The organism is Serratia bockelmannii, assembly GCF_008011855.1.
Taxonomy (GTDB): domain Bacteria; phylum Pseudomonadota; class Gammaproteobacteria; order Enterobacterales; family Enterobacteriaceae; genus Serratia; species Serratia bockelmannii.
On sequence record NZ_VOUX01000003.1, the window covers coordinates 527,677 to 547,724 of the forward strand.

Below are 20,048 nucleotides of genomic sequence, written 5' to 3' on the forward strand. Positions count from 1 at the left end.
CGAAATCGCCTAGATTGAGAAATGTCTTGCCAGCAGCGCGCCGGTAAAACCCTTTTTCAGATAGAAACCGCGCGGCAGCGTCATGATAGGTTGCCCCTGTTCGCCGATGGCTTCGGTGAGCGCCTTGTTGTTGGCCGCTTTGGGGCGCAGTTGCAGCACTTCGCCGTGGCGCGCGGTGATGCGTTCTACGTGACCGAGCACGATCAGATCCATCAGTTCTTCCCAATCGCGGCGCAACCTCTCTTCTTCTGCCGCGCTCGGGCTCCACAGCAGCGGCGAACCGACGCGGCGCTGGGCCAGCGGGATCTGCCGTTCGCCTTCTACCGGTATCCATAACACGCGCGCCAGCTTGTGGCGAACGTGGCTGCTGGCCCAGGTGACGCCGCTGTTGCCGGTGAGCGGGGCGACGCAGACAAAAGTGGTTTCCAGCGGTTTGCCGGCGGCGTCGACAGGAATGGTTTTCAGCTCAATGCCCAGCTCGGGAAAATCCTGTTCCGGTTTGCTGCCGGCCATGGCGCCGAGATACAGCTCCAGCAGCATGCCCACCCAACCCTTATCGCGTTTCAGATCCTTGGGGATCGGCAATTGCGCACGGGCGGCCAGTTCACCAAAGCTGAAGCCGGCCAGCGCCTGAGCGCGCTCGAACAGCTGCCGTTCATTTTCCGGCGGGGGCGGCAAAGGGGATAAAAATGCCATAAATCAAGCCTGTCGAATTTGGTTGAAAAATGTACTGCAATTATACACGGCGAGCGATAACCGCTGTCGCCTGGGGAAAAGAATAATAGTAGCATGATTTTACATGACTTTTTTTCTTTCCTTACGTGGTCGACAATACACTCACGGGGCTTGTTCACCTGAAGCCACCGACAATAAACAGGATCTTACACCTATTTATCCACAGATTTATGGGATAACCCAAATTTTTGCCGATCACTGGTTCAATTTACAGCCTTGACTCAGGCGGTTTTTTACGAATTTGTCCGTTTTGTGCGTAACTTGCCCGCATAATCTGTGGATAAAAACGGCGTTGGTGGATCTTTCGCCAGGGTAAGATCCTTACCGTGCATAGATCACATTTTTGACCTGTTCATCATTGCGTGTTGTTGGTTAATCATATGTTTTTAAAGTAAATATGTGTTTTTCGGTATGAGGGGATATTTGAGGGGGTGAGAGTTTTACCGGCTTATCCCTCGAGTTCTGCACACACCTATCCACAGAAAAAGTGAATAAAACCGGCTTAAAAGGCTGGGGTATGTTTATAACTTTGCCTATATCTGTGAGTTATCCCAATGTTATCCGGCCCGCAGCACCGTAAAGCAGTGGTTTACCGCCTGTAGCTTGTGTGAAACAATCAGGACATCTATGCGAATTTAAGCTTATCGAGGTAGTCCGGTGATCGATGATGATGGCTACCGCCCGAATGTTGGTATCGTAATCTGTAATCGTCAGGGGCAGGTCTTATGGGCCCGCCGTTACGGTCAGCACTCCTGGCAGTTTCCCCAAGGTGGGATTAACCCTGGCGAAACTGCGGAGCAGGCGATGTACCGTGAGCTGTTCGAAGAAGTGGGGCTGAGTAAAAAGGATGTGCGCATCCTGGCTTCGACCCGCAACTGGTTGCGCTATAAATTGCCGAAACGTTTGGTGCGTTGGGACACAAAGCCGGTTTGTATCGGCCAAAAGCAAAAATGGTTTTTGTTGCAGCTACTGTGCAATGACGCTGATATCAATATGCAGCGCAGCAGCACGCCGGAGTTCGACGGTTGGCGCTGGGTGAGCTTCTGGTATCCGGTGCGCCAGGTGGTGTCGTTCAAACGCGACGTTTACCGCCGGGTGATGAAAGAATTCGCCGTGACCGTGATGCCGATGCAAGAGCAGGCGGTGCCGCGGCAGGCCCCCGCTTATCGCCGAAAGAGAGGTTAAGTTAAGCCGACTATGCTCACGCGCTTGCGAGAAATTGTAGAGAAGGTGGCCGCGGCGGCCAGTCTGACGGATGCGCTGGATCTGCTGGTCAATGAAACCTGTCTGGCGATGGACACCGAAGTGTGTTCCATCTACCTGGCGGACAACGATCGCCGCTGCTACTACCTGATGGCCACGCGCGGTCTGAAAAAGCCGCGCGGGCGCACTATCGCATTGGCGTTTGACGAGGGCGTCGTCGGGTTGGTCGGCCGCCGGGCCGAGCCGATCAACCTGGCCGATGCTCAAAGCCACCCCAGTTTCAAATATGTCCCTCAGGTGAAAGAGGATCGTTTCCGATCCTTCCTCGGGGTGCCAATCATTCACCGGCGCCAGCTGTTGGGCGTGCTGGTGGTGCAGCAGCGTGAGCTGCGCCAGTTCGACGAAAGCGAAGAGTCTTTCATGGTCACCCTGGCCACGCAGATGGCCGGGATCCTGTCACAGTCGCAGCTTAACGCCATTTTCGGCCAGTATCGCCAAACGCGCGTGCGCGCGCTGGCGGCCTCGCCCGGCGTGGCGGTGGCGGAAGGGTGGCAGGACAGCAGCCAGCCTTCGCTCGATCAGGTTTACCGCGCGTCGACGCTGGACACCGCCAGCGAGCGCGAGCGCCTGACGTTGGCGCTGGAAGAGGCCGGCGCCGAATTTCGTCGCTTCAGCAAGCGTTTTGCCGCCAGCTCGCAAAAAGAGAGCGCGGCGATCTTCGATCTTTATTCTCACCTGCTAAACGATGCCCGCCTTAAGCGCGAATTGTTCGCCGAAATTGATAACGGCTCGGTGGCGGAATGGGCGGTGAAGCAGGTGATAGAAGCCTTTGCCGAACAGTTCGCCAAACTGCAGGACACCTATATGCGCGAGCGCGGCAGCGACCTGCGCGCGCTGGGCCAGCGCCTGCTGTTCCACCTCGACGACACCACTCAGGGCGCCACCCAGTGGCCGGCGCGCTTTGTGCTGGTGGCGGATGAACTGACCGCGACATTGCTGGCCGAAGTGCCGCAGGATCGCCTGGTCGGCGTGGTGGTGCGCGACGGCGCCGCCAACTCGCATGCGGCGATTTTGGTGCGGGCGATGGGCGTGCCGACGGTGATGGGCGCCGACATCCAGCCTTCTCTGCTCAGCCAGCGGCTGCTGATCGTTGATGGGTATCGCGGCGAACTGCTGGTCGATCCTGAGCCGGTGCTGGTGCAGGAATACCAACGGCTGATCAGCGAAGAACAGGAACTGAGCAAGCTGGCGGAAGACGACGTCGAACAGCCGGCGCAGTTGAAAAGCGGCGAACGCGTTCAGGTGATGTTGAACGCCGGCCTCAGCCCGGAACATGAACAGCTGTTGGGCGGCCGGGTGGACGGCGTGGGATTGTACCGCACTGAAATTCCGTTCATGTTGCAAAGCGGTTTCCCTTCCGAAGAAGAACAGGTCGCGCAGTATCAAGGTATGTTGCAGCTTTACCCCAACAAACCGGTCACGTTGCGCACGCTAGACATCGGCGCCGACAAGCAACTGCCCTACATGCCGATCAGCGAAGAAAATCCCTGCCTGGGCTGGCGCGGCATTCGCATCACTCTGGACCAGCCGGAGATCTTTTTGATACAGGTGCGCGCCATGCTGCGCGCCAATGCCGGCACCGGCAACCTGGGCATTTTGCTGCCGATGGTCACCAGCCTGGAAGAGGTCGATGAGGCCAAGCGCCTGATTGACCGCGCCGGGCGCGAGGTGGAAGAGGTGCTTGGCTACGCGATCCCGAAACCGAAAATCGGCGTGATGCTGGAAGTGCCGTCGATGATTTTCCTGATCCCGCATTTGGCCGGGCGCGTCGACTTCATCTCGGTAGGCACCAACGATTTGACCCAGTACCTGCTGGCGGTGGATCGCAACAACACGCGGGTAGCCTCGCTGTACGACAGTCTGCATCCCGCGATGCTGCAGGTGCTGAAGCTGATCGCCGAACAGGGGAAAGCGGCCGGGCTGCAGCTTAGCCTGTGCGGTGAACTGGCCGGCGATCCGATGGGCGCGCTGTTGCTGGTGGGCATGGGCTATCGCAATCTGAGCATGAACGGCCGCAGCGTGGCGCGCATCAAATACCTGCTGCGACATATCGACCTTGCCGACGCGGAAGTGTTGGCGCTCCGGGTGTTGAACACCCAAATGACCACGGAAGTGCGCCATTTGGTGGCGGCGTTTATGGAGCGACGCGGCATGGGCGGGTTGATTCGCGGCGGCAGATAATCGCCGCGCGATGTGATTTTTTTACAGAACTTTTCCCGCGCTGCCGGCCCGGACCACGCTAAGCCTATGTTATGATGCGCAACCTCAGCGCGACGCATGTTCGTCGTCTTGCAAACCGCAGCGGCCAATGCTGCCGTTTGCAAGGCGCGAGGTAATGTCCGTCGCCGTTTGGCACCTGCCGCCCCCGCATGGGGAAAAATAACAGACATGTTGTGGTGATAGATGAGCAATAGCTATCTGGCGTTTCCTAAATTTGATCCGGTCATTTTCTCCATTGGCCCGGTTTCTTTGCATTGGTACGGCCTGATGTATCTGGTCGGCTTCGTTTTTGCCATGTGGCTGGCGGTGCGCCGCGCCAACAAGCCGGGCAGCGGCTGGACCAAAGACGAAGTGGAAAACCTGCTCTACGCCGGTTTCCTGGGCGTATTCGTCGGCGGCCGCGTGGGCTATGTGCTGTTCTACAACCTGCCGTTGTTCCTGGATAACCCGCTCTATCTGTTCAAGGTCTGGGATGGCGGCATGTCGTTCCACGGCGGTTTGATGGGGGTGATTCTGGTGATGTTCTGGTTCGCTCGTCGTACCAAACGCACCTTCTTCCAGGTTTCCGATTTTATCGCGCCATTGATCCCGTTCGGTTTGGGCGCCGGCCGCCTCGGCAACTTCATCAACGGTGAACTGTGGGGCCGCGTGACTACCGACACCCCTTGGGCGATGCTTTTCCCAAGCTCGCGCAGCGAAGACGTGGCCCTCGCCGCCGCCGATCCTTCTCTGCTGCCGCTGCTGAACCAGTACGGCGTGCTGCCGCGTCACCCGTCCCAGCTGTATGAACTGCTGCTGGAAGGCGTGGTGCTGTTTATCATTCTGAACCTGTTCATCCGCAAGCCGCGGCCGATGGGTGCCGTATCGGGCCTGTTCCTGATCGGTTATGGCGCATTCCGCATCATCGTCGAAGCGTTCCGCCAGCCGGATGCCCAGCTTGGCCTGTTCGACGGCGTGATCAGCATGGGGCAGATCCTGTCCATCCCGATGGTGGTGGCCGGTATTATTATGATGATTTGGGCGTACCGTCGTCGCCCGCAGCAACAACTGTCGTGAGGGACAAATGAAACAGTATCTGGATTTGATGAACAAGGTGCTCGCCGAGGGCACTCCTAAAGCCGACCGTACCGGCACTGGCACGTTGTCGATTTTCGGCCACCAGATGCGTTTCAATTTGCAGGATGGCTTTCCGTTGGTGACCACGAAAAAATGTCACCTGCGTTCGATCATTCATGAGCTGTTGTGGTTCCTGAACGGCGATACCAACACCGCCTACCTGCGTGACAACAAGGTCACCATTTGGGACGAGTGGGCCGATGAAAACGGCGATCTCGGCCCGGTGTACGGCAAGCAGTGGCGCGCCTGGGGGGCGGCGGATGGTCGTCAGATCGATCAGCTGAGCAACGTGCTCCAACAGCTGAAGCAGGATCCGGATTCGCGCCGCATCATCGTTTCCGCCTGGAACGTCGGTGAGCTGGACCAGATGGCGCTGGCGCCGTGCCACGCGTTCTTCCAGTTCTACGTGGCGGACGGCAAGCTCTCTTGCCAGCTGTACCAGCGTTCCTGCGACGTGTTCCTGGGCCTGCCGTTCAACATCGCCAGCTATGCGCTGTTGGTGCACATGATGGCGCAGCAGTGCGATCTGGAAGTGGGTGATTTCGTCTGGACCGGTGGTGATACCCACCTGTACAGCAACCACATGGAACAGACGCGGCTGCAGCTGACGCGTGAACCACGTCCGTTGCCGAAACTGGTGATCAAACGCAAGCCGGCTTCGCTGTTCGATTACCGTTTCGAAGACTTCGAGATCGAAGGTTACGATCCGCATCCGGCCATCAAGGCGCCGGTCGCGATCTGACCTTAACCGCATCACACCAGGGGCGCAGCGATTGCGCCCCTTTTTTTATCCGCATTGCGCGCCGCGCCGCATTTTATTGTCGCCATTTGTCACTATAGGGAAAACATTGCGCAGCTTGCCGCAAGGCTTGCGCATGCGGCTTTACCACTTTGTTACGGCCCTTACACTGGCCGCATGAACGAAAATACGCTATCGAACATCGATGACCGCCAGCGTGGTATGACGCTGATTGAGCTGTTGGCGGCGCTCCTGATCGCCGGCATGCTCACCGGCTGGGGCGTCGGGCAATGGCGCTATCATCAGCAAGCGCTGCGGCTGGAACACACGGCCCAACAGCTGCTGGCGTTTTTGCTGCGACTGCAGGCGGACGCCAACTGGCGTAACCGCCCGGCGCTGCTGTGGTTCAAGAACGGCACGCCCTGGTGTCTGGGCGGTGGCGTGCCGCCGCCGGATTGCGGTTCAGCCGAAGGCTCCGTTTTTTTGCCGTTTTATCGTGACGTTGCGCTGAGCGGTTATACCGACAAAGAAATCGGGTTTTACGGTTTGCGCAATACTGCGCAGGCGGGGCATATCCAGCTCAGCAATGAGGCAGGCGGCCTGCGGCTAGTGCTGTCTGCCCGAGGGCGGCTGCGTTTATGCAGCGAAGGGCTCCGGATAAGGGGGATCGCGCCATGCTGACTGTCGAACGCGGTTTTACTCTGCCGGAGGTCATGTTGGCGCTGGTGTTCGGCAGCGTGATCGCGCTTGGCGCGGCAAAAACTTACCCGCTGTTACGCCAGCAGAACGTGGCCGTTGGTCAGCACTTTCGGCTGGAGTCAACGCTGCGACAGCTGGCGTTCGGCATTGAGAAAGATCTGCGCCGCGCCGGTTTTTGCGCCGGGCAGTGCGCAGGCCGTCCGTTGCTGATCGGCCAGGCATCGGGAGAAGCGGCGGGCAGCTGCGTTATCGTCGCTTACGACATCACCCGCAGCGGGCAATGGCTCACCTCGGGCGAGGATGTAGGCTATTTCGGTTATCGGCTGCGCAATGGCGGCTTGGAAGGGCAGCGCGGCGTAAGCCAATGCGACGGCGGCGGCTGGGAGCGGCTACTCGATCATGACGAAGTGCGCATTGAGCGGTTTCATGTGGCGATAGAGCGGGGCGATCACGGCGCAGCGTTGGCTCGTCTGACGCTGACGGGGCGCTCCGCCAGCGATACGCGTATCAGGCGCAGTCTGAGCGGGAGCGTCGAAATGGCGGCGCTGCCATGAAGCGGCGCACCCAGCGAGGCGGTAGCACCCTGGCGGCGGTGATGTTGCTGCTGGCGCTGGGGCTGATGTTGCTCAATGCTCAGCATCGGCAATTGGATAACACGCTGTTACTGGCCGCCGATCAGCAGCGTTACCTTCAGGCTTACAATCAGGCCGCTTCGGCGCTGAGTTGGGGGATGAGCCAGCGCTGGCCGCGCGCCGAGCTGAGTGCAGCGGCCTGGCTATGCAGGCAGCGCGTGGAATTGACGGCCTGCGCCCGGCTGTCTACCAGAGCGGGGGTGGTGACGGTACGCGGCCTTGGTGAGATGCACGGGGGGGAGCCGCTTTGGCTGTATCAATGGGGCGTGTTTGACGATGCAGAGGCTGCTGGCAAGGTGCAAGCGCAGCCAGGGGGGCGGCTGGATTTTTGCCCCGAGAAAAGGCTGGCTGACTGCGATGGCTAACGCTCGCGCAGGGCGGCTATCCCGCAACGGCTTCAGCCTACCGGAGGTATTGGTGGCAGCCTTGCTGTTCTCGGTGTCGCTGCTTGGCTTGTTACAGTATCATCAGGTGCTGTTGCAGTCGTTTCAGCGCCAGTGGCACTACCGGCAAGCCTGGGCGCTGGCGCACCAGCAGTTGGAAGCGTTCGCTGTCACCGGGCGGCTCGATGCCGAACCACCGCCGGAAGGCTGGCGACGTGAGGCGGCGCTTGACGATGCGGAGAGTGATTGCCGTCGATTGACGGTCAGGGTTCAAACGCCGCAGCGGCAGTGGGCAACGCTGAGCCGTTGGTATTGCACCCGTTTTTGAGCCGGTATGTTTTTTGTTTTAAAGGAGCGTTCATGTTCACGGTTTATCATTCCAATCAGCTGGATTTATTGAAGACGCTGACCAGCGCGCTGATAGCCAGAGATCCGTTGGCCGATCCTTTTCAACAGGAAGTGGTACTGGTGCAGAGCCCCGGGATGGCGCAATGGCTGCAGATGCAGCTGGCGGAACAATTCGGCATCGCCGCCAATGTCGCGTTTCCGCTGCCAGCGACCTTTATTTGGGACATGTTCACCCGGGTGCTGCCGGATATCCCGAAAGAGAGCGCCTTCAGCAAGGACGCCATGACCTGGAAGCTGATGTGGTTGCTGCCAGAGATGCTGACCCAACCGGCGTTTGCGCCGCTGCAGCACTATCTGACCGATGACGGCGACAAGCGCAAAATTCATCAGCTGGCCGGCCGGGTCGCCGACCTGTTCGACCAATATTTGGTTTATCGCCCGCAGTGGCTGGAGAGTTGGCAGCGCGGTGAGCGCATCGACGGTCTGGCGGAGGCTCAGCAATGGCAGGCGCCGCTCTGGGCGCGGTTGGTAGAGTACACGCGCGAACTGGGGCAGCCGGAATGGCACCGCGCTAATCTGTACAGCCGCTTTATCCACGCGCTGGAGCAGGCAAAAACGTGCCCGCCCGGTTTGCCGCCGCGGGTGTTTATCTGCGGCATCTCGGCGTTGCCGCCGGTCTATTTGGAGGCGCTGCAGGCGCTGGGGCGGCATATCGATATCCACCTGATGTTCACCAACCCCTGTCGTTATTACTGGGGCGACATTCAGGATTACGCTTTCCTGGCCCGCTTGCAGAGCCGCAAGCGTCGTCATTACCATCAGGCGCGTGAGCAAGGGCTGTTTCGCGAGCCGGCCGACGCGGCGCGCCTGTTTGACGCCGAAGGTCAGCAGCAGCTCAGCAACCCGCTGCTGGCCTCCTGGGGCAAGCTGGGGCGCGATCACCTCTATCTGCTGTCGCAGATGGAAGGGGCGCAAGAGGTCGACGCCTTTGTCGATATCCCGGCGGATACCATGCTGCACGCCGTTCAGCGCGACATGCTGGAGTTGGAAGATCATGCGGTGATCGGTATTACCGCGGAAACGCTGGAAAGCAGCGTCAGCAAACGCCCGCTTGATGAGAATGACCGCTCCCTCAGCCTGCACGCCTGCCACAGCCCACAGCGGGAAGTGGAGGTGCTGCACGATCAACTGCTGACCATGCTGGCGCAGGATCCGTCGTTGACACCGCGCGACATCATCGTGATGGTAGCGGATATCGACAGCTACACGCCTTATATTCAGGCTGTGTTCGGCAACGCCCCCGCCGAGCGCTACCTGCCGTTCGCCATTTCTGACCGTAAAGCGCGGCAGGCGCATCCGGCGCTGCAGGCGTTCATTTCACTGCTCGATTTGCCGCAAAGCCGCTTTACCTCGGAACAGGTGCTGGCGCTGCTGGAGGTGCCTGCCCTGGCTACCCGTTTCGCCATCGGCGAAGAGGGGCTGCGCCTGCTGCGTCACTGGGTTGGTGAATCCGGCGTTCGCTGGGGCCTGGACGACGATAACGTGCGCGAACTGGATCTGCCCGCCACTGGCCAGCATACCTGGCGCTTCGGCATTACGCGCATGCTGCTTGGCTACGCGATGGACAGCAATGCCGGCGATTGGCAGGGCATTTTACCTTACGACGAATCGAGCGGGTTGGCCGCCGAGTTGGCGGGGCAGTTGGCAGACCTGCTGGCGCAGCTCAGCCACTGGCGGCAAATCTTGAGCGAAGCGCGCCCGCTCGAGGCGTGGCTGCCGTTGTGCCGGCAACTGCTGGATGCCTTCTTCGCCGCGGACAGTGACACTGAAGTCGTGCTGGCGCTGATCGAACAGCAGTGGCAGCAGGCCATCAATTTTGGCCTGGCGGCGCGCTATCCCGACGAGGTGCCGTTGACCATTCTGCGTGGCGATCTGGCGGCGCGCCTCGATCAGGAACGCATCAGTCAGCGCTTCCTCGCCGGGCAAATCAACTTCTGTACGCTGATGCCGATGCGTTCCATTCCGTTCAAGGTGGTGTGCCTGCTGGGCATGAACGACGGCGTGTATCCGCGCACGCTGCCGCCGCTGGGGTTCGATCTGATGGCGCAGCAGGTCAAACGTGGCGACCGTAGCCGGCGGGATGACGACCGCTATCTGTTCCTGGAAGCGATTTTGTCCGCTCAGCAGCGGCTGTATATCAGCTTCATCGGCCGTTCCATTCAGGACAACAGCCCGCGCTATCCTTCGGTGCTGGTCACCGAGCTGCTGGAGTACCTGGAGCAAAGCTATTGTCTGCCGGGAGACGAGGAACTTAGTGCAGACGACAGCGCCCGCCGAGTGGGCGAGCACTTGCTGAAGTGGCATGCGCGCATGCCGTTCGCCGCCGAGAATTTCTTGCCGGGCTCGGAGGCGCAAAGCTATGCCGCCGAGTGGCTGCCCGCCGCCGATGGTCGCGGTGCGGCGCATCCGGCGTTCAACCAGCCGCTGCCCGCCGAAGCGCTGCAGCAAATAGCGTTGGATGAGCTGCTGCGGTTTTATCGCCATCCGATTCGTGCCTTCTTCCAGCTGCGCTTGGGCGTCAGTTTTATCCTGGAAGAGACCGAGTTGCCGGACGAAGAACCCTTCACGCTGGATAACCTCAGCCGTTACCAGTTCAACAGTCAACTGCTGAATACGCTTATCGACGGCGACGATCCCGAGCGGCTATTCCAGCGGGTGCGCGCCGCCGGTGGGTTGCCCTATGGCGCCTTCGGCGAAATTTATTGGCAAAAGCAGCAGGAAGAAATGAGCGAACTGGCCGAGCAGGTGCGTGCGGAACGGGCGCAGAGCCATAGCCTGGAGCTGGATATCGATATCGCCGGCGTGCGCCTCAGTGGCTGGCTGCACCAGGTGCAGGATGACGGCCTGTTGCGCTGGCGGCCCGCTACGCTGTCGGCGGTGGACGGCATATTGTTGTGGCTGGAGCACCTGGTGTATTGCTGTGCCGGCGGCACCGGCGAGAGCCGCATGTATGGCCGCAAGAACTCCGCCTGGCGCTTTGCCGCGCTGGCGCCAGAAGAGGCGCAGGCACAGTTGGCGGAGCTGCTGGCGGGCTATCAACGCGGTCTGTGTGAGCCGCTGCTGTTGCTGAACAAGAGCGGCTGGGCGTGGCTGAGCCAGTGCTATCTGCCGGAAACGCAGCAAATCGACTGGGAGGAAGACGCGCAAATTAAGGCCCGCGCTAAATTGCTGCAGGCCTGGCAGGGCGATCAGCGCATTCCCGGAGAAGGGGAAGATCCCTACGTGCAGCGAGTATTCCGCCAATTGGATAATGAATACTTGGCGCAAATTCTGGCCGAAACAGAGCGTTATCTGCTGCCGGTGGCGCGGCATAACCTGGGGTAACAATCCCCCGGTGGTGCTGTGCAGCGGGAGGTGGTAAAAATAACGAAGGTTATATTCAACCATTGGGGTAATTCCCGGTCTGACATAACGTACAGGCATATACCCGCCGTGTTTCGGACCGCCACATTGGCGAAGAACCCGGCGAGTACCGATTTGGTTATGTGGTTTTGATGCACGTCGCCAACGTCAGGGAGTGGGCGTAGCGACGTCAGAATAGGGGTTTATTTTGGATATGCGCAGACAGTTGGCCCGTATCGCCGGGCTGGTATTATTGGCTATGTGTTGGGCACCGTTGAGTTGGGCCGCGCAAGGATGGCAACCGCTGGCGGAGAAGATCAACAAGAGCGAACACGATCCGCGTCAGTACGAGGCGATCAAGTTGGCTAACGGCATGACGGTGTTGCTGGTGTCCGATGCCCAGGCGCCGAAATCGCTGGCGGCGCTGGCATTGCCGGTCGGGTCGCTCGAAGATCCGAACAGCCAACTTGGCTTGGCGCACTATCTGGAACATATGGTGCTGATGGGCTCCAAACGCTATCCAGAGCCGGAAAACCTGTCCGAATTCCTGAAAAAGCACGGCGGCAGCCATAACGCCAGCACGGCCTCTTATCGCACCGCCTTCTATCTGGAAGTGGAGAATGACGCGCTGGAGCCGGCGGTCGATCGCATGGCCGACGCCATTGCCGAGCCGCTGCTGGATCCGGGCAATGCCGATCGTGAGCGCAACGCGGTGAACGCCGAATTGACGATGGCGCGTTCGCGCGACGGCATGCGCATGGCGCAGGTCGGCGCGGAAACCCTTAACCCGGCGCACCCGAGCGCGCGTTTCTCCGGCGGCAATCTCGATACGCTGAAAGACAAGCCGGACAGCAAGTTGCATGATGAACTGACCGGCTTCTATAAACGCTACTACTCCGCCAACCTGATGATGGGCGTTTTGTACGGTAATCAGCCGCTGCCGCAGTTGGCGGATATTGCGGCGAAAACCTTTGGCCGCGTGCCGAATCACGACGCCAGCGTGCCGCCGATCACCGTGCCGGCCGTGACGCCGGAACAGCAGGGTATCATCATTCACTATGTGCCGGCACAGCCGCGCAAGCAGCTGAAGGTCGAGTTCCGCATCGATAACAACAGCGCCGCGTTTCGCAGCAAAACCGATACCTACATCAGCTACCTGATCGGCAACCGCAGCAAAAACACCCTGTCTGACTGGTTGCAGAAGCAGGGGCTGGCGGACGCCATCAATGCCGGCGCGGATCCGATGGTCGATCGCAACGGTGGCGTCTTCGCCATCAGCGTTTCACTGACCGACAAAGGTCTGGCCAAACGCGACGAGGTCGTCGCCGCCATTTTCAACTACCTGAAAATGCTGCGCAGCGAAGGCATCAAGCAGAGTTATTTCGACGAAATTTCGCATGTTCTGAATCTGGACTTCCGTTATCCGTCGATCACGCGCGACATGGACTACATCGAATGGCTGGTGGACACGATGCTGCGTGTGCCGGTTGAGCATGCGCTGGACGCACCCTACCTGGCCGATCGTTATGATCCCAAGGCGATCGCTGAACGTCTGGATGCCATGACGCCGCAAAATGCGCGCATCTGGTTCGTCAGCCCCGATGAGCCGCACAACAAGACGGCCTATTTCGTCAACGCGCCTTACCAGGTCGACAAAATCACGCCACAGCGCTTTACGCAGTGGCAGCAGCTGGGCAGCGGCATTTCTCTGTCGTTGCCGGCGCTCAACCCGTACATTCCGGATGATTTCACCCTGACCAAACCGTCGCACGAGTTCAAAAAGCCGGAAATGGTGGTGGATAAACCCGGCCTGCGCGTGCTGTATATGCCGAGCCGTTATTTCGCCGACGAGCCGAAGGCCGACGTCACCGTCGCTTTCCGCAACGCCAAGACCATGGATTCCGCGCGCAACCAGGTGCTGTTCTCGCTGACGGATTATCTGGCCGGCCTCGCGCTGGATCAACTGAGCTATCAGGCGTCGGTCGGCGGGTTGAGTTTCTCGACGTCGCCGAACAACGGCCTGATGTTTAACGCCAACGGCTTTACCCAGCGTTTGCCGCAGTTGTTGACGGCGCTGATCGAGGGCTATTCCAGCTTCACGCCGACGGAAGATCAGCTGGCGCAGGCCAAATCCTGGTACCTGGAGCAGTTGGACGCCGCCGAGAAGGGCAAAGCGTTTGAGCTGGCCATTCAGCCGGTGCAGATGGTTTCCCGCGTGCCGTATTCCGAACGCAGCGAGCGCCGCGAAGTGCTGAAGACGCTGACGCTGAAAGACGTGCTGGCCTATCGCGACAGCCTGCTGGCCGAGGCCACGCCGGAGCTGTTGGTGGTGGGCAACATGAGCAAGCAGCAGGTCGACACGTTGGCGTCGACGTTGAAACATCGTCTGGGCTGTACCGGCATCGAATGGTGGCACGGCGAAGACGTGGTGGTGGACAAGAATCAGCTGGCCAACCTGCAACAGGTGGGCAGCAGCACCGACTCGGCGCTGGCGGCGGTCTATGTGCCGACCGGCTACGACGAAGTGACCGGCATGGCCTACAGCTCGCTGCTGGGGCAGATCATTCAGCCGTGGTTCTACAGCCAGCTGCGCACTCAGGAGCAATTGGGGTATGCGGTCTTCGCCTTCCCGATGTCGGTGGGGCGCCAGTGGGGCGTGGGCTTCCTGCTGCAGAGCAACAGCAAGCAGCCGGCCTACCTGTACCAGCGCTATCAGGATTTCTACCCGAAAACCGAGAAGCGCTTGCGCGACATGAGCGAGGCGGACTTTGAGCAGTACAAACAGGCGCTCATCAATGAGCTGAAGCAGCGGCCGCAAACCCTGAGCGAAGAAGCCAGCCGGTTCGCCAACGATTTCGATCGCGGCAATTTCGCCTTCGATACCCGTCAGAAGCTGATTGCGCAGGTGCAACAGCTGACGCCGGCCAAGCTGGCGGATTATTTCCACCAGGCGGTGATCCAACCGCAGGGGCTGGCGGTGCTGTCGCAGGTGAGCGGCAGCGGGCAAGACAAGGCGGATTACGCGGCGCCTAAGGATTGGGTTACCTATCCGAACGCGTCGGCATTGCAGCAGATCCTGCCGCGCAAAGTGGCGACGCCATGACGGAAGTCGCCCCGCAGAGGCTGGAGCCGCTGACGCTGCCGCTGTTTGGTGAACGCCTGATCGAGGCGTCGGCGGGCACCGGCAAAACCTTTACCATCGGCGCGCTGTACCTGCGTTTGCTGCTGGGGTTGGGCGGTGAAGCAGCGTTTCCCCGGCCGCTGACGGTCGAAGAAATCCTGGTGGTGACCTTTACTGAGGCCGCCACCGAGGAGCTGCGCGGGCGCATCCGCGAAAATATCCACGGGCTGCGCATCGCCTGCGTGCGCGGTATCAGCGCCAACCCGCTGTTTACGGCGCTGATGGCTGAAATTGACGATTTGACCGACGCCGCCTCGCAGCTGCTGGCGGCGGAGCGGCAGATGGACGAAGCGGCGATTTACACCATCCACGGCTTTTGCCAACGAATGTTGACGCACAACGCCTTTGAGTCCGGCATGCTGTTTGAACAAACGCTGGTGCAGGATGAACTGCCGCTGCGGCGGCAGGCCTGCGCCGATTTCTGGCGTCGCCACTGCTATCCGTTGCCACTGGGCGTGGCGCGTGCGGTCAGCCAGGAGTGGAGCGGCCCGGAAGCGTTGCTGGCCGACCTTTCCGGTTATCTGCACGGTGAAGCGCCGGCGCTGCGTCGGCCGCCGAAGGACGAAGAAACCGTCCTGATGCGCCACGAGCAGATCGTCGCGCGCATCGACGCCATCAAGGCGCAATGGCGGGCGGCGGCGGGCGATCTGGAGGCGTTAATCGCCCAGTCCGGTGTCGATAAGCGCAGCTACAGCAGCAAACACCTGCCGAACTGGCTGAACAAGGTCGGCGAATGGAGCGGGCAGGAGACTCAGGACTACCAGCTGCCGAAGGAACTGGATAAATTTCGCCAGTCGGTGCTGCTGGAGAAGACCAAGAAAGGCGAGCCGCCGCGGCATGCGCTGTTCACGGCGATCGACGAGCTGTTTGATGAACCCTTGACGCTGCGCGACCTGATCATGGCGCGCGCGCTCAGCGAGATCCGCACTTCCATTCAGCAAGAAAAGCGCCAGCGCGCCGAGCTGGGGTTTGACGACCTGCTCAGCCGGCTGGACGGCGCCTTGCAAAGCGGTGGTGGCGAACAGCTGGCACAGGCGATCCGCCAGCGTTACCCGGTGGCGATGATCGATGAATTCCAGGATACCGATCCGCAGCAATACCGCATTTTCCAAAGACTTTACGTCGGCCGGCCCGATTGCGGCCTGCTGCTGATCGGCGATCCCAAGCAGGCGATTTACGCCTTTCGCGGTGCCGACATCTTTACCTACATGCGGGCGCGCTCAGAGGTGAGCGCCCACTATACGCTGGAGACCAACTGGCGCTCGTCGCCGTCGATGGTCGCCAGCGTTAATCACCTGTTTTCTCAGGTAGAAAAGCCTTTCCTGTTCGGCCAAATCCCCTTTATCGAGGTCAGCGCGGCGGAAAAGAACCAAGGGCTGGCGTTTGACCTGCACGGCAAGCCGCAACCGGCGATGCAGTTCTGGCTGCAGCAGGGGGAAGGCGCCGGTGTAAGTGATTACCAACAGCTGATGGCGCGCCTGTGCGCCACGCAAATTCGCGACTGGCTCAGCGCCGGGCAGCAGGGGCAGGCGTGGCTGCAGGGCGGCAAGATGCCAAGGCCGGTACAAGCCTCCGATATCACGGTGCTGGTGCGCAGCCGCAATGAGGCGGCGTTGGTGCGCGATGCGCTGAGTGCGCTTTCTATTCCGTCGGTGTATCTGTCCAACCGCGATAGCGTGTTCGACACCCCGGAGGCCAAAGACCTGCTGTGGTTGTTGCAGGCGGTGTTGGCGCCGGAGCAAGAGCGCACGCTGCGCAGCGCCATGGCCACCGGGCTGATGGGGCTGGACGCGCCGACGTTGGACGGCCTGAGCCGCGATGAGCGCGCCTGGGACTCGCTGGTTAATGAATTCGACAGTTACCGCACGCTCTGGCTGCGCCGCGGCGTGTTGCCGATGCTGAGCGAGGTGATGAAAGCGCGCCAGCTGGCGGAGAACCTGCTGGCCAGCGCCGGCGGCGAGCGTCGCTTGACCGACGTGCTGCATCTGGGGGAGCTGTTGCAAGAGGCGGCGGCGCAGCTCGACAGCGAGCATGCGCTGGTGCGCTGGCTGGCGCAGCAGATCGCCCAGCCTAATCGTCAGTCCGATAATCAGCAGCTGCGGCTGGAGAGCGACCGGCATCTGGTGCAGGTGATCACGATTCACAAGTCTAAGGGGTTGGAGTTCGATCTGGTGTGGCTGCCGTTCGTCGGCAACTTCCGCCAGCAGCAACAGGCGCTGTATCACGATCGCCACAGTTTCCAGGCGTTGCTGGATCTCGACGCCAATGAAGAGAGCCAGGCCTGGGCGGAGGAGGAGCGATTAGCGGAAGACCTGCGTCTGCTGTATGTGGCGCTGACCCGCTCGGTGTACCACTGCAGCATCGGCATCGCACCGTTGTTCCAGGGCACGCGCAAGAAACAGGGCGATACCGATCTGCACCGCAGCGCATTGGGTTATCTGGTGCAGGGCGGGCAAGCCGGTGACGCCGTGTATCTGCAGGAGCGGCTGCAGCAATTAGCGGGCGGCGGTATCGCGCTGTCGCTGGTTGAACCGCCGGATGAAGAACCCTGGCACCCCCAGGCTTCGCTAACCGAGGCGTTGGAGGCGAAAAGCTTTACCCGGCGGATCCAGGATTTTTGGCGGGTGACCAGCTATACCGGTTTGCAACAGCACGGCGCGAGCCTGATGCAGGATCTGCTGCCGCGTCTGGATGTCGACGCGGCCGGTGAGCGCGGGGAAGAAAGTGAGCCAGCGCTTACACCGCATACCTTCCCGCGCGGCGCAACGCCCGGCACCTTCCTGCACAGCCTGTTTGAAACGCTGGACTTCACCCAGCCGCTCGACGAACAGTGGCTGCTGGAACAGCTACAGCAGCAAGGGTTCGCCGAACACTGGCAACCGATTCTGCTGGCGTGGATGCAGGTGCTGCTCAATACGCCGCTCGATGACAGCGGCGTGACGCTGGCGGCGCTGACGCCGCAGCATAAGCAGGCAGAGCTGCAGTTCTATTTACCGATTAATCGGCTGTTGCAGGCGAAGGAGCTCGATTCCCTGGTGAAGCGTTACGATCCGCTTTCCGCCCGCTGTCCGGCGCTGGATTTTCACCAGGTGCAGGGCATGCTGAAAGGCTTTATCGACCTGGTGTTCTGCTGGCAGGGCAAATACTACCTGCTGGACTACAAGTCCAACTGGCTAGGAGAGGACAGCAGCGCCTATACCCGGCCGGCGATGGAGCAGGCGATGGCGGAGCATCGTTACGATCTGCAATACCAGCTGTACACGCTGGCGTTGCATCGTTATCTGCGCCATCGGTTGCCGGATTATGATTACCGACGCCATTTTGGCGGGGTGATTTATCTGTTCCTGCGCGGCGTGGATGCGGCGCACCCGGGCAATGGCATTTTCACCTGTCTCCCCGAGTTTGAGTTGGTGGAGGGGATGGATCGCTTGTTCAGTGGCGAGGCTGCGGCGGCGGAGGAAGGATCATGATCGCACTGCTGGAGCAGGCGGTGGCGCTTGGCGCGCTGCGCCCGCTAGACGTGCAGTTCGCCCGCGTGGTGGCGAACGAAGACGAGCCTGATATTTTGCTGGCCGCCGCCTGCCTGAGCGCAGAGGCGGGGGCGGGTCATGTCTGCCTGATGCTGGAGCAACTGCAGGCGGACACGCTGTTTGAAGGGCGCCAGCCGGCGCTGGCGTTGGCGGTGTGGGAGGCGGTCGGGCGACCGGATAGCGCGCGTTGGCAGCAGCGTTTGGCGGCCAGTGCGGCGGTCGGGGATGGCAGCGGCGCAACGCCGCTGGTACTGCGCGGGCCGCGTTTATACCTGCAGCGCATGTGGCAAAACGAAGGTGAAGTAGCGGCGTTTATCGGCGGCGAAGGTGAATCGCTGGCGGTGCCGGAGGAGGCGTTGCGCGCCATTCTCGACCGCTTGTTCGGCACGGCGAGTGACGAACCCGACTGGCAGAAGATCGCCGCCGCGGTGGCGGCTACGCGGCGTATCGCGGTGATTTCCGGCGGGCCGGGCACCGGTAAAACCACCACCGTCGCCAAGCTGCTGGCGGCGCTGGTGCAGCTGGATGAAAGCGCGCGCTTGCGAATTCAACTGGCGGCGCCGACCGGCAAGGCGGCGGCGCGCCTGACGGAGTCGCTTGGCAGCGCCAGCCGTCAGTTGGCGTTGACCCCGGCGCAGCAGGCGTTGTTCCCGACGGAGGCGGCGACGTTGCACCGTCTGTTGGGGGCGCAACCGAACAGTCAGCGCATGCGCTATCACCGCGGCAACCGGCTGCATTTGGATGTGCTGGTGGTGGATGAGGCTTCGATGGTCGATCTGCCGATGATGGCGCGCCTGATTGCCGCGCTGCCCGATCGGGCGCGGGTGATTTTCCTTGGCGACCGCGATCAGCTGGCTTCGGTAGAGGCCGGCGCGGTGCTGGGGGATATTTGCCGTTTTGCCGAGCAGGGATACAGCGATGCGCGTGCCGCAGAGCTGAGCCGCCTGACCGGCTGTTCGATCGAAGGGCGGCAGGCCGACGCGGAAGCGGTGGTGCGCGATAGCCTGTGTCTGCTGCGCAAGAGCTATCGCTTCGATGCCCGTTCCGGCATCGGCCAACTGGCGTTGGCGGTCAACGCCGGCGCGGGGGATCGCGCACTGGCGGCACTAAACGGCAGTTTCGGCGATGTCGCGGGCTATGCGCTGGCGACGAGCGAAGAGTATCAGGCGCTGTTGGATGCCTGCGTGGCGGGCTACCGCGACTATCTGCGGCTGACCGCCGAAGGCGCGGACGCGGCGACGGTGCTGGCGGCTTTTGGCCGTTTCCAGGTGCTGTGCGCGCTGCGTGAAGGGCCGTTCGGCGTCGCCGGCCTGAACGAGCGCATTGAGCTCAGGCTGCAGCGTGCGGGCCTGATCGACCGCAAACCGGGCGTGCTCGGCCGCTGGTACCGGGGGCGGCCGGTGATGATCGGCCGCAACGACAGCGCACTGGGGCTGTTCAATGGGGATATCGGCATTACATTGCCGGATGAGCACGGCGATCTGCGCGTGCATTTCCAACTGCCCGACGGCAGCATCAAGTCGGTACAGCCAAGCCGTTTGCCGGCGCATGAAACCGCTTATGCCATGACGGTGCACAAATCACAGGGATCGGAGTTTGACCATACGGTTCTGGTGTTGCCGAACCATTTCCTGCCAGTGCTGACGCGTGAGCTGGTCTATACCGCGATCACTCGTGCGCGTAAGCAGCTCTCACTGTACGCTACGGAGACGGTACTGCTGCGGGCTATTCGCACGCCGACCCAGCGCCGCAGCGGATTGGCTGAACGGTTGCAGGCAACGGAATAAGCGATGAACGGGC

13 protein-coding genes are annotated in these 20,048 nt (G+C 61.0%); 12 read left to right on the forward strand and 1 reads right to left on the reverse strand.

Features of this window, described 5'->3' with window-relative positions; all coding sequences use genetic code 11:
• Positions 1-9: 9 nt before the first annotated feature.
• Complete coding sequence (gene mutH / locus FOT55_RS07015) at positions 10-696, reverse strand: DNA mismatch repair endonuclease MutH (protein WP_025304067.1); 687 nt, start codon at positions 694-696, stop codon at positions 10-12.
• Between the two features lie 696 nt (positions 697-1,392).
• Here mutH and rppH point away from each other — a divergent pair.
• The 12 genes from rppH to recD all read left to right on the forward strand — a co-directional run bounded on the left by rppH (position 1,393) and on the right by recD (position 20,035).
• On the forward strand, positions 1,393-1,920 hold the full coding sequence (gene rppH, locus FOT55_RS07020; RefSeq protein ID WP_147823281.1) for an RNA pyrophosphohydrolase: 528 nt from the start codon (positions 1,393-1,395) through the stop codon (positions 1,918-1,920).
• 12 nt (positions 1,921-1,932) lie between these two features.
• Entirely contained in the window at positions 1,933-4,179 is a 2,247-nt protein-coding gene (ptsP, locus tag FOT55_RS07025) for a phosphoenolpyruvate--protein phosphotransferase (RefSeq protein WP_043139841.1), read from the forward strand.
• Between the two features lie 222 nt (positions 4,180-4,401).
• A complete protein-coding gene (lgt, locus tag FOT55_RS07030; protein WP_016929919.1) occupies positions 4,402-5,274 on the forward strand; it encodes a prolipoprotein diacylglyceryl transferase in 873 nt (290 codons plus the stop codon).
• Between the two features lie 7 nt (positions 5,275-5,281).
• Positions 5,282-6,076 carry a thymidylate synthase gene (thyA, locus tag FOT55_RS07035; protein WP_025304065.1) on the forward strand — a complete coding sequence of 265 codons (795 nt, stop codon included), beginning with the start codon at positions 5,282-5,284 and terminating at the stop codon, positions 6,074-6,076.
• Positions 6,077-6,250: 174 nt separating this feature from the next.
• Positions 6,251-6,754, forward strand: coding sequence for a prepilin peptidase-dependent protein (locus FOT55_RS07040; RefSeq protein WP_147823282.1), 504 nt, complete (start codon positions 6,251-6,253; stop codon positions 6,752-6,754).
• Positions 6,748-7,326: a prepilin peptidase-dependent protein gene (locus FOT55_RS07045; RefSeq protein WP_147823283.1), complete on the forward strand. Its 579-nt coding sequence runs from the start codon at positions 6,748-6,750 to the stop codon at positions 7,324-7,326. The genes FOT55_RS07040 and FOT55_RS07045 overlap by 7 nt, the downstream gene beginning before the upstream one ends.
• Positions 7,323-7,769 carry a YgdB family protein gene (locus FOT55_RS07050; RefSeq protein ID WP_147823284.1) on the forward strand — a complete coding sequence of 149 codons (447 nt, stop codon included), beginning with the start codon at positions 7,323-7,325 and terminating at the stop codon, positions 7,767-7,769. Before FOT55_RS07045 ends, FOT55_RS07050 begins: the two co-directional genes overlap by 4 nt.
• The gene (locus FOT55_RS07055; protein WP_147823285.1) at positions 7,762-8,115 is read left to right on the forward strand and encodes a prepilin-type N-terminal cleavage/methylation domain-containing protein; all 354 of its coding nucleotides are present in this window, start codon (positions 7,762-7,764) and stop codon (positions 8,113-8,115) included. Before FOT55_RS07050 ends, FOT55_RS07055 begins: the two co-directional genes overlap by 8 nt.
• 32 nt (positions 8,116-8,147) lie before the next feature.
• Positions 8,148-11,519 carry an exodeoxyribonuclease V subunit gamma gene (recC, locus tag FOT55_RS07060; RefSeq protein WP_147823286.1) on the forward strand — a complete coding sequence of 1,124 codons (3,372 nt, stop codon included), beginning with the start codon at positions 8,148-8,150 and terminating at the stop codon, positions 11,517-11,519.
• A gap of 232 nt (positions 11,520-11,751) precedes the next feature.
• The gene (gene ptrA, locus FOT55_RS07065) at positions 11,752-14,640 is read left to right on the forward strand and encodes a pitrilysin (protein WP_049206156.1); all 2,889 of its coding nucleotides are present in this window, start codon (positions 11,752-11,754) and stop codon (positions 14,638-14,640) included.
• Complete coding sequence (gene recB / locus FOT55_RS07070) at positions 14,637-18,188, forward strand: exodeoxyribonuclease V subunit beta (RefSeq protein ID WP_147823287.1); 3,552 nt, start codon at positions 14,637-14,639, stop codon at positions 18,186-18,188. The genes ptrA and recB overlap by 4 nt, the downstream gene beginning before the upstream one ends.
• Positions 18,185-20,035: an exodeoxyribonuclease V subunit alpha gene (gene recD / locus FOT55_RS07075; RefSeq protein ID WP_147823288.1), complete on the forward strand. Its 1,851-nt coding sequence runs from the start codon at positions 18,185-18,187 to the stop codon at positions 20,033-20,035. Before recB ends, recD begins: the two co-directional genes overlap by 4 nt.
• Positions 20,036-20,048: the final 13 nt, after the last annotated feature.

Bases quoted from the DNA above. Each gene is read 5' to 3' on its own strand.
- lgt (WP_016929919.1), top strand. From the start codon at position 4,402: ATGAGCAATAGCTATCTGGCGTTTCCTAAATTTGATCCGGTCATTTTC.
- FOT55_RS07055 (WP_147823285.1), top strand. From the start codon at position 7,762: ATGGCTAACGCTCGCGCAGGGCGGCTATCCCGCAACGGCTTCAGCCTA.
- recC (WP_147823286.1), top strand. From the start codon at position 8,148: ATGTTCACGGTTTATCATTCCAATCAGCTGGATTTATTGAAGACGCTG.
- FOT55_RS07040 (WP_147823282.1), top strand. From the start codon at position 6,251: ATGAACGAAAATACGCTATCGAACATCGATGACCGCCAGCGTGGTATG.
- FOT55_RS07045 (WP_147823283.1), top strand. From the start codon at position 6,748: ATGCTGACTGTCGAACGCGGTTTTACTCTGCCGGAGGTCATGTTGGCG.
- FOT55_RS07050 (WP_147823284.1), top strand. From the start codon at position 7,323: ATGAAGCGGCGCACCCAGCGAGGCGGTAGCACCCTGGCGGCGGTGATG.
- mutH (WP_025304067.1), bottom strand. From the start codon at position 696: ATGGCATTTTTATCCCCTTTGCCGCCCCCGCCGGAAAATGAACGGCAG.
- recD (WP_147823288.1), top strand. From the start codon at position 18,185: ATGATCGCACTGCTGGAGCAGGCGGTGGCGCTTGGCGCGCTGCGCCCG.
- ptsP (WP_043139841.1), top strand. From the start codon at position 1,933: ATGCTCACGCGCTTGCGAGAAATTGTAGAGAAGGTGGCCGCGGCGGCC.
- recB (WP_147823287.1), top strand. From the start codon at position 14,637: ATGACGGAAGTCGCCCCGCAGAGGCTGGAGCCGCTGACGCTGCCGCTG.
- thyA (WP_025304065.1), top strand. From the start codon at position 5,282: ATGAAACAGTATCTGGATTTGATGAACAAGGTGCTCGCCGAGGGCACT.
- ptrA (WP_049206156.1), top strand. From the start codon at position 11,752: ATGCGCAGACAGTTGGCCCGTATCGCCGGGCTGGTATTATTGGCTATG.